The organism is Enterococcus sp. DIV2449a (assembly GCF_051711225.1).
Taxonomy (GTDB): domain Bacteria; phylum Bacillota; class Bacilli; order Lactobacillales; family Enterococcaceae; genus Enterococcus_D; species Enterococcus_D casseliflavus.
In genome coordinates this window covers 67,286-77,099 of the sequence record NZ_JBIOME010000001.1, presented here as the reverse complement: position 1 = coordinate 77,099, position 9,814 = coordinate 67,286, and the positions used below count along the sequence as shown (strand labels likewise).

Sequence of the window (9,814 nt, the reverse complement as noted above, 5' to 3'; positions counted from 1 at the left end):
TCATAAAAAAGTACATTAAAATAATTCTAAATAAAGAAAAATTCCAACTTCGAATATACTCCTCTAATCAGTAAAAAAGAAGCAAATTGCTTGCATTTACTGATTTTTAATCACTTCCTCTCCGATTCTTAAACATAAGGCGCTTTCATCAGCGGAATACAGCTTATTCTAGCTACTCCCAGCCATAACGGGTTCCTTCAGAAAGCAATGGATCACTCAATAAAATCCCCGGAAACTCTTCTTTCAATACAGATGTGCTTAATAATTGATACATAGCAAACGTGTTCTTCATCCCTAATATTTCCAGCTGATCTAACGTTTGCTGCATCAAGTCCGCCGCTTGTGCCTTATTTTGTTTTAATAGATGCGTCCAGCCTTCAAAAAACGGCATAAAGATCGCTTGTTCAAGGTGTTCTTTTTCATAAACATGATCTCGCCATAAATGAAAGGTCTTTTCCGCATAATTCGCCTCGTCGAAAACAGCAAAGACAGAAAATACCGTCTCAAACGTGTTGTACAAAATATCTTCATTGCCAGGAATTTTTGCAAAGCGCTGACTCTTTTTGATGGCGATCGTCAAGCAGCGCCAAAGCAAAGCTGGCTCCATCGAAATTGCTACGCGGGCAAACAGCCGCAGCTCATAAACACCCCATGTATCGGTATTCAGCAAGTAATGCTTGGCAGAGTCCAGACAGTAATTGTGTTTCAGGTAAGCCTCCTCGATGGGCACCCCTTTAAAAAGCTCCTCTTTCATCAAGTAGTCAAAACGGATCAGTTGTAAGAAGTGGTCCAGCTCCAAGGAGTAATGCTGTTGAAAGTACGTGGTCAGCTTTTGATATTTCTTTTTTAATTTAGGTACTTCATCAATGGATTCGATCCCCATCGAACGGACATAGTCAACCATTAGCTTTTGAGCCTCCGAATGATGCTCCCCCGTATGTAGCAGCTGAAATTCGGCAAAACTCACTTCTAGTTTATCTAGCAAACGATGAAATCGTTCGCAGGAAATCGTCGTTTTGCCATTTTCAAATTGCGATAACAAAGACATCGACAATTGTTCATCCACTAATTCCTTCAACAGCAAGCCTTTGCTTTTGCGAAGCTCTTTCACTGTCGCACCATAATTGTTCATTTTTTCACCTTCTTTTTCAATATATTGAAATAAGCAGTTGCTTTTCCCGAAGAGCCTTTATAGTTGAATTATCTTATAGAAACGAGGGAAAAGCTATGGATACCCATATAAAAAAGAAAATGCTTCACGTGAAACATTTGCAAAAAAGTTTCAAAAACAAAACCGTTTTGAAAGAGGTCACTTTTGACGTCACTCCTGGCGAAGTATTTGTCTTACTAGGATCAAACGGCGCTGGAAAAACCACTTTAGTCAAAATTTTGTCCACTATCCTACCTTTTGACCAAGGAACCGCGCTGATCGATGGGATCGACTTGACCAAAGATCCAGCAGCGATTCGCAAAAAAATCAGTCTGACAGGGCAATTTTCCGCCGTCGATCAAGAACTGACCGGACGAGAAAACTTGCTGATGATTGCTGCCTTGCGCCATGTCAAAAACAAACAGTTTATCGTCCAACATTTGTTAGAGCGTTTTGATTTGGTGGATGCCAGCAACCGACTAGTCAAAAATTATTCTGGTGGCATGCGACGACGCTTAGACATCGCCATGAGTTTTATCGGCGAACCTGACCTGCTCTTTTTGGATGAACCAACGACCGGGTTAGACCCGCAAAACCGCTTAGCCACATGGCACATGATCAAAGAGATCGCCGCTCAAGGACGAACGATTTTTCTGACGACCCAATACCTCGAAGAAGCTGAATTTTTAGCAGACCAAGTCGCCATCTTGCATGAAGGGAAAATCATCTTGCAAGGAACACCAACGGAAGTCAAAGCACTGCACCCTTCGCAAACAATGGAAATCAGCGTATTGACGAAAGAACACTTGCAGACCGTGCGTCAGCATCTGTCTGATTTTCCGCTGCAAGTCAATGAGTCCAGTCTCTCTCTGGCATTCCCCGTCAGTCAAGACTTCCAGCATTCCTTCACGCTGTTGCAGGAACTTAATCAACTACCGATCACTATCACTAGTTTTAATCAAAAGAATGCTTCGTTAGAAGATATTTTTCTAACACTTGTCCAAGGAGGAAACCAATGAAAGCAATTATAGAAACCAACACCTTATTCAAACGCAACCTCTTGCTATCGATTCGCAGTATGGAGACTTTGCTAAGTGGGATTTTGACCCCAGCGATTTTAATGATCCTCTTCGTCTATGTTTTCGGGGGAGCCATGAACGTCGGCGATACCTCTTATGTCGATTTTGTCGTTCCTGGTGTTCTCGTCCAATGTATCGCCCAAAGCGCCTCCTCCGTTGGGGTAACGGTGACGGAAGATTTGAAATCCGGCATGGTGGAACGGCTGATGACCTTGAACATCTCTAACTCAGCCTTTTTAAACGGGCATGTCTTCGCCGCGACCCTTCGGAGCTTGATCAGCACCTTGGTCGTGTTGATCGTTGCCATGGTCATCGGTTTTCGCCCTCAAGCCACAGTTGCTGGCTGGGGACTCGCCTTCCTATTGATCTTTTGCTTCACCTTCGCTTTTACTTGGGTCTCCGTTCTGGTTGGTCTCATCGCCAAAAGCCCCGAGACAGCGACCTTGTTTACTGTCTTGATCACCCTTTTGCCCTACTTAAGCTCTGGTTTCGTCCCTACGGAAACCATGCCGCGCCCATTAGCCATTTTTGCTGAATACCAACCAATGTCGCCGATCATCCATTCTTTGCGCGGGCTTTTGTTAAACTTAAAAGATACCACCTTGATCAGTGCCTTTAGCTGGTGTGGCGGTATCGTAGTGGTGAGCTGGTTCTTGGCACGAATGCTTTATCAGAAACGGTTACGCTGATGGCGCTGGCTCCCTTTTTTGACTCTCTTATAAAAAAACGGCAACGACTAAGCTCCTGCTTCGTCGTTGCCGCTTATTTTTTAATCGAGGACTTCTCCGTTAGAAGCCGTCACTTTCTTATACCAGTCAAAGCTGGCTTTTTTGTACCGTTTTCCTGAACCATTGCCCCAATCATCTAGATCCACGTAAATGAACCCATACCGCTTGCTCATTTCTGATGAGGAGCAGCTGACAAGATCGATCGGTCCCCAAGGATAGTAGCCGATCAGTTCTACGCCATCATAGATTGCTTCTTTCATTTGTTCAATGTGCTGTTTCAGAAAATCAATGCGATACGTATCATCGATCGTCCCTTCTTCATTCAATGTCTCATAAAAGCCCATACCATTTTCTGTGATCATGATCGGCAATTGGTACCGATCATAATACTCATTCAAAGCGATCCGCAGCCCAATCGGATCAATTGCCCAGCCCCAATCATTTGCTTCTAAATAAGGGTTAGGCGAAGCTGCATCTTCTTTCCCGTAGTTTTCACTATGAATGATTCGCGTGTAGTAATAGGAGAAAGAAACAAAATCAACCGTATGCTTAAAGTCCGCTTCATCGTTTTCCCCAAATTGAATCTCGATGCCGTTTTCTTCAAAAAAGCGATAGGCATAATTCGGATAAGTTCCCCGCACAAGTACATCTGAATAATAATATTCCATTTGATTATTTTTGAGAGCACTCAAAACATCCAACGGTTTACAAGTAGCTGGATAAACATTGCCATAATAAGACATCATACCAATTTGAAAAGAAGGATCAATTTCTTTCCCTATTTTGATCGCTCTCGCACATGCTACCAATTCATTGTGAACTCCTTGGTACTTAGCTTGCTTCAGATTGTCGACTCGGTCAGCGGGAATACCAAGGTGGTTAAACGATTCGTGGGTAATCAAGTTCATTTGATTGACTAAGATCCAATATTTGACCTTCCCTTGATACCGTTTGAATACGACTTGCGCAAAATGAACAAAGAAATCAATCAGTTTACGATTTGACCAGCCGTCATAAGCCATCGCTAAATGGATCGGCATTTCATAATGAGACAAGGTGATCAAGGGTTCCATGCCGTTTTCAAGGATACAATCGATCAATTCGTCATAAAAGCGCAACCCTTCTTCGTTAGGCGTTTGCTCGTCTCCCTTTGGAAAAATCCTCGCCCAGCTAATAGATGTTCGAAACGAATTCATGCCTGTTTCTGCCAAGAGTGCCAGATCCTCACGAAATGTATGGTAAAAATCGATCCCATCCCGTTTCGGGTAACGCCCTTCTTGATCATTTAAAGCAAATTCTACGTCTGCCGTCGTTATTTCTTTGTTGCTTTTCTTTTTTATATCGATATCATCACGAAAGCGATTGATGTCTGCCACGCTCCAGCCTTTTCCCCCTTCAAGATAGGCCCCTTCTAATTGATTTGCGGCAACTGCACCTCCCCAATAAAAATCGGTAGGAAATTGCTTCTTATTTTTCTTCATGTCATTGCTCCTCTTCTCAAAATTTGATTACTCGCCTCTTAGACTTATGCTTCGGTTTGACCTTCTTCAAGCACTAATTTGCGCTCATAGGCCTTGAAGAAAGGATAATAAATGCCCAAATAAATCAAGAAATTCACCACTACTAAGACAGCACCACGAATGCTGGCTGTTGCGATCACTGCCGAAAAAATACTCGGAACCGTCCACACAGCCGCTAATGGATACGCCATTCCGGGAACAAGGTTGGACACAAAAGCGAAATAGGTCACGAAAGTGGTCACGATTGGTGCCACGACAAAGGGAATCGCCAGCGCTGGATTCAAAACGATCGGCAACCCAAACAACAACGGCTCATTGATGTTGAAGACCCCAGGAATAAAACTGAGACGACCAAGCTGTTTTAAAAATTTTGATTTGGAGAAACACATCATTGCGCAAAGTGCTAAGGTTCCTCCGCCACCGCCGATCCATAAGAAAGTAAAGATAAACGGCTGTACCCCCAGATTGGGAATCGCTTGTCCGGCTTGTGCTGCTGCCATGTTTGCTTCAGAATTGACTAGCCAGATCGGCAACATCACCGTCGCTAATATTTGCGGATGAATTCCGAATAGCCACATGATACAAGTCAATCCTACATAGACCAAAGGTGCTGCTAACGAGTTGGAAGAAACACTTAACAATGGTGTGATCAAACTTGCAATCAGGGCATTGATGTCAAAGCTGATCAAGTGAACAATGATCCAAACGATCGTCATTGAAAAAAACACGGGTATAATCACTTCAAAACTGCTGCTGACATTCGTAGGGACTTGCTCTGGCAGTTTAAACCCAATATTGTATTTTTTACAAAGGCGCATGCACTCGACTGCTAATATAGCTGTCAAAATACTAGCAAACATGCCTTCTCCTCCAAGATATTGCGTCGAGATAAACGTTCCTTCATCTAAAGAAGTGAAGGTCAATGTAGTAAAAAAGGTAAAAATTGCAGAAACGCCCCCTGCCAAACTATCCAGTTGGTAGCTTTGCGCTAATCGTGCGCCAATGCCAAAAGCTGCATAGATCGAAAGCAGTCCCATGCTCATATTGAAGGGAATGATCAGTTTTGCCACTAAGTCGGGATGATTGCCCATAAATGATACATACGATTGAGGCCATGGAATATACGGAAGCAATAAAAAGATCGATCCGATCACTGTGATTGGAATCGTTGCGATCAACCCATCGCGAACAGCACTCAAGTGACGTTGGTTAGAAAGTTTCATCATTGGCGGCATCACTTTGGTTTCAATAAATTGCATTAATTTATCCATCAGTAAATCCTCCTAAATTTTTTAAGATATATCTTAACTTGAATATAAGCGCTTTCTCATAAGGAAACAATAAAAGCTATTTTCCAAAAATGGAAAATAGCTTTTTACGTTTACTCTTTTCTCATATTCATAATCATAAAAATCATCCATAGATGAAGCACTTTTTGCGAGTAATAATTCGACGACATCAATGGAACGACCTCTTTAAACAAGACACGCTCTTCAAAGAGACTGCTTTGAGCGGCTTGCTCGCTGAACGTCAATAAAACTTTCTGACAGGTATTTTTTTCAAGCAAGTAGGCCTTTTTGTCGATCCAGCTACCTGTTAGATTGATCACAAAACAGATATCTGTTTCCTGCAATACTTGATCAATCAGCTGGTCTTCCGCATTACGGTTCACTTCAAAAACGATATAGCCCATTTGACTAAGCAGTTCCCGTAGGAGATTAACAACCGAAAAAGAATAGCTGTTACCCAAGATCGCCACTCGTTTTTTTCGTTTCATTTCTTCTGCAATCCGTGTGCATTGGTGTTGATCAAATTGGTCAAAAATCTGTTTTTGGACCATGTACTCTCGGGCTAAAAATTGGTCAACCATTTCAGATACTTCACTCTTTGTATCGAGATTCGCTAGCATCCCTTCAAACATCGTATTCGCCAAATGGTACTCTTGTTCAAAATAAATCGTGAGGTCATTACGCATTTCTTTAAAACTAGCATAACCAAGTTTCTTACAAAATTTAGTGATACTGGCCGGGGTCGTCTGTGCAGCATAGGCGATTTCTTCAATATAGATCGCAGGAAATTCATCGATTCGCTCAATTAAAAGTTTTGTTATCAAAAAATTCAAATCGTATTTTTTGCATTTAAATAGATGTTCATTTAAACGAATGTATACTTGACTTGTCGTTTTCATAGCGACCACCTCACTTGCTTATTTACGCTGCTGGTTTCTTCTATCTTAGCATAGGCATCCATTTCTTAGAACCTTTCACTTATCGTACTTTTAATAGAAAGCAAAAAAAGAGTCCGCCTACGCGCAACTCTTCGATTCAGATCCCCAGTTATTTCATTAACTGCTTTAACTGTCCATAAAAATTCTCATGGGTGCCACATAACAAGTCTGGAATCACTTAGTTATCGATCACATCATAAGCAATACGATAGGTTGTCCTTGCATACTTAAAACCCTTTGACCAGATTTCAGCTAAATCGCCAGTTTTTTGATCGCCGCTATACGGTTCGACAGCTATTTCATCATAAATGACATGAAGAAACTTTTGTTTCAGCGGTTTCTCCTTCAACTTTTTTAAATAATTCACTACTTGTCTAGATGGAATCACCTCATAAGCCAGTTTCAGTTGCCAACTCCTCTTTGGTCATTGCTTTCCCGTCGGTAGCAGTCTCCTTTGCAATTGTCTTAAATGAAGAAATCAGCTTACTCTTACGCGCTTTAAATTCGGATAAAATATCTTCGTGTTCGTATCCCTCATTAATAATATCAGTCAAGATATCTTCACTGAAATCATCGAATGGCTTTACCGGTTCAATAAATTCATACAAGATTCCATTTTCTACTAGCTTTGCTTCTACTTCCACACCATTGGGAATACCAAAGTCTTTGGGCACCGTCAACATAATGGAATTCCCTTGTTTTCTTGTTTTCGTAATCATCGTTACACCCCTCCCTCTGCTTTAGTAATTACTCTGTAAGAACATTATATCATAATCGAATGTAATGATAAGTAATGCCGAAAGCTGAGTGTCAAATTGAGAAAATAAATCGCCTGCTACTTTGCCTTATTTATGACTATCGACAAAGCAGGTGATATGGCCTATTAAACCAAAGAGCCCAATCTTCTTTTCCAGCGAAATATCGGCAAAAATACGGTATACTGGATATGATTGAATAAAAAGGCAGGGATACCCATGGATCTTAAAAACCGTCTGATCGCCTTCGCTCAGACCTTCAATGATGTTCAGATCGACCATCCATTTGCAAAGTTTCCCGAGTACCAAGTCTTGCGGCACCGTAAAAGCGGTAAATGGTTTGGCTTGCTGATGACTGTAGAAAAGAAAAAATTAGGCTTGGAAGGAACGGAAATGATCGAAATTTTAGATGTCAAAGCGGCGCCCGAAATGGTTTCGATCATCAATCAAAGTCGCGGCTATTTACCCGCTTATCACATGAATAAAAACCATTGGCTCACCGCATTACTAGATGGCTCTGTATCAGAAAAACAACTCCAATCTTTGTTACGAGACAGCTATGAACGTACCCGTTAAACCCAAATATCACCAAAAAACCGATCAACGACGCGCCTGTATAGGAGCACCGTTGATCGGTTTTCTTTTATAACGGATCCTGTGTCATCCGTGAGTCTAACGAAACACTTAGGCCAACTCTTCTCCGTTTGTTGCAATGACTTGTTTGTACCAATCGAAGGATTTTTTCTTGGAACGATCCATCGTGCCGTTGCCTTCGTCATCAAAGTCAACATAAATAAAGCCATAGCGTTTGCTCATTTCGCCTGTTGAAGCACTGACAAGGTCGATACAGCCCCATGGGGTGTAACCGATCAAGTCTACGCCATCAGCGATCGCTTCCCCCATTGCTTCAATGTGGCGGCGCAAGTAATCGATACGATAATCATCTTCGATCTTACCTTCTTCGTTAAAGGTATCAATGGCTCCTAAGCCGTTTTCCACGATAAACAACGGTTTTTGGTAACGATCATACAGTTCATTCAACGCGATGCGCAGCCCTTCTGGGTCGATTTGCCAGCCCCATTCACTTGCTTCTAAGAATGGATTGCGAACGCCGCCCAACAAGTTTCCTTGCACTTCATCGGCTTCTTCTGTGGTGATATCCACGGCAGAAGACATGTAATAGCTGAAGCCAACATAGTCAACAGTATGTTCAGCGATCAAGGCTAAGTCTTCTTCGGTAATCTCAAGATCCTCTTTATTGACGCCGTGTTCTCTGTACAAACGATCCGTAAAGGATGGGTATTTTCCACGTACTTGCACGTCGGCACAGTAGTAGTTGAAGGCTTGATTATGGATCATCGTCGCCACTTGGTTGACTGGGTTCGCATCAATGCTGTAAGTCGTTGCATAAATGATCATACAACCAATCTGTAACTCTGGGTTTAATTCATGGCCGATTTTGACTGCCTTACTGCTGGCAACAAATTGATTGTGCCACGCTTGGATCACGTTTGTAAAGTCGCTGGCACCCGTGCTGTTGACCATTCCTTGACTCAATGCGGAGAAATGGAACGCAGAGTTGATCTCATTGAAGGTCATCCAGTATTTGACTTTGCTGTGGAACCGTTCCAAGACGACTTTTGCAAAACGTTCATAGAAATCGATCAATGCTCGATTTTTCCAGCCACCGTATTCTTTGGCTAAATGCAAAGGCATTTCATAGTGAGAGATCGTAACCACTGGCTCGATCCCGTATTTCAAACATTCATCGATCAGCGCATCGTAAAATGCTAGCCCAGCTTCGTTTGGTGTCGTTTCATCGCCATTTGGAAAAATACGTGTCCATGCGATGGAAAAACGATAGCTCTTGAAGCCCATTTCTGCAAACAACGCAATGTCTTCTTTGAAACGGTCATAATGGTCGATCCCGCGATGATTTGGGTAGGTGTATTTGTCCTCATCGATCGTCCAATCAAACGTATCACTGCCTAAAATCGCTAAACGCTGTTTGCCACCAGGCATTGCATCCGCCACTGACAATCCTTTGCCATCGCGATCGAACGCCCCTTCTAATTGATTCGCTGCGGTCGCGCCGCCCCATAAGAAATTTTCTGGAAATTTTGCCATTTGCTCGTTCTCCTTTTGTTTTCTTTTGATAAACCTACCTAGCTGATTACTGAAAAATCCCCGATAAAAAACAAAAAACCTAAATAAGAGCCGCTGCTAAAACGAGAAGAGCGCTTTCTTATTTAGGTCTTGCCTGATCGAGTCAGTAACAATCCACGTGGGTTTTCTTTCTTTAACTATAGCACTAACTCGGTGGCTTGTCATCATAAAATCGGTTTCTTTTAACCA

9 protein-coding genes and 1 pseudogene are annotated in these 9,814 nt (G+C 42.2%); 3 read left to right on the top strand and 7 right to left on the bottom strand.

Annotation, left to right across the window (positions count from 1 at the left end; all coding sequences use genetic code 11):
• Window positions 1–172: 172 nt before the first annotated feature.
• Window positions 173–1,132: a helix-turn-helix domain-containing protein gene (locus tag IGI76_RS00360; protein ID WP_333718859.1), complete on the bottom strand. Its 960-nt coding sequence runs from the start codon at window positions 1,130–1,132 to the stop codon at window positions 173–175.
• A gap of 95 nt (window positions 1,133–1,227) precedes the next feature.
• Here IGI76_RS00360 and IGI76_RS00355 point away from each other — a divergent pair, with 95 nt between their 5' ends.
• Together IGI76_RS00355 and IGI76_RS00350 are read left to right on the top strand one after the other, a co-directional pair.
• Window positions 1,228–2,169 carry an ABC transporter ATP-binding protein gene (locus IGI76_RS00355; RefSeq protein WP_333718858.1) on the top strand — a complete coding sequence of 314 codons (942 nt, stop codon included), beginning with the start codon at window positions 1,228–1,230 and terminating at the stop codon, window positions 2,167–2,169.
• Window positions 2,166–2,918, top strand: coding sequence for an ABC transporter permease (locus tag IGI76_RS00350; RefSeq protein ID WP_008376673.1), 753 nt, complete (start codon window positions 2,166–2,168; stop codon window positions 2,916–2,918). Before IGI76_RS00355 ends, IGI76_RS00350 begins: the two co-directional genes overlap by 4 nt.
• A gap of 80 nt (window positions 2,919–2,998) precedes the next feature.
• Here IGI76_RS00350 and IGI76_RS00345 read toward each other — a convergent pair whose 3' ends face one another.
• The 5 genes and pseudogenes from IGI76_RS00345 to IGI76_RS00325 form a co-directional block, all read right to left on the bottom strand.
• On the bottom strand, window positions 2,999–4,438 hold the full coding sequence (locus tag IGI76_RS00345) for a glycoside hydrolase family 1 protein (RefSeq protein ID WP_333718857.1): 1,440 nt from the start codon (window positions 4,436–4,438) through the stop codon (window positions 2,999–3,001).
• A 44-nt stretch (window positions 4,439–4,482) separates the two neighbouring features.
• Window positions 4,483–5,748, bottom strand: coding sequence for a PTS sugar transporter subunit IIC (locus IGI76_RS00340; protein WP_333718856.1), 1,266 nt, complete (start codon window positions 5,746–5,748; stop codon window positions 4,483–4,485).
• 110 nt (window positions 5,749–5,858) lie between these two features.
• Window positions 5,859–6,665, bottom strand: coding sequence for a MurR/RpiR family transcriptional regulator (locus IGI76_RS00335; protein ID WP_167822585.1), 807 nt, complete (start codon window positions 6,663–6,665; stop codon window positions 5,859–5,861).
• A 148-nt stretch (window positions 6,666–6,813) separates the two neighbouring features.
• Window positions 6,814–7,104, bottom strand: a pseudogene (locus IGI76_RS00330) (type II toxin-antitoxin system RelE/ParE family toxin).
• Window positions 7,094–7,423, bottom strand: a complete 330-nt coding sequence (locus tag IGI76_RS00325) for an AbrB/MazE/SpoVT family DNA-binding domain-containing protein (protein ID WP_218193011.1) — start codon at window positions 7,421–7,423, stop codon at window positions 7,094–7,096. The pseudogene IGI76_RS00330 and the gene IGI76_RS00325 overlap by 11 nt, the downstream one beginning before the upstream one ends.
• Window positions 7,424–7,678: 255 nt before the next feature.
• Between IGI76_RS00325 and IGI76_RS00320 the strand changes: the two genes are divergently transcribed.
• A complete protein-coding gene (locus IGI76_RS00320; protein WP_333718855.1) occupies window positions 7,679–8,035 on the top strand; it encodes an MmcQ/YjbR family DNA-binding protein in 357 nt (118 codons plus the stop codon).
• 108 nt (window positions 8,036–8,143) lie between these two features.
• Here the strand turns inward: IGI76_RS00320 and IGI76_RS00315 are convergent, their stop codons facing one another.
• Window positions 8,144–9,586, bottom strand: coding sequence for a glycoside hydrolase family 1 protein (locus IGI76_RS00315; RefSeq protein WP_333718854.1), 1,443 nt, complete (start codon window positions 9,584–9,586; stop codon window positions 8,144–8,146).
• Window positions 9,587–9,814 lie beyond the last annotated feature (228 nt).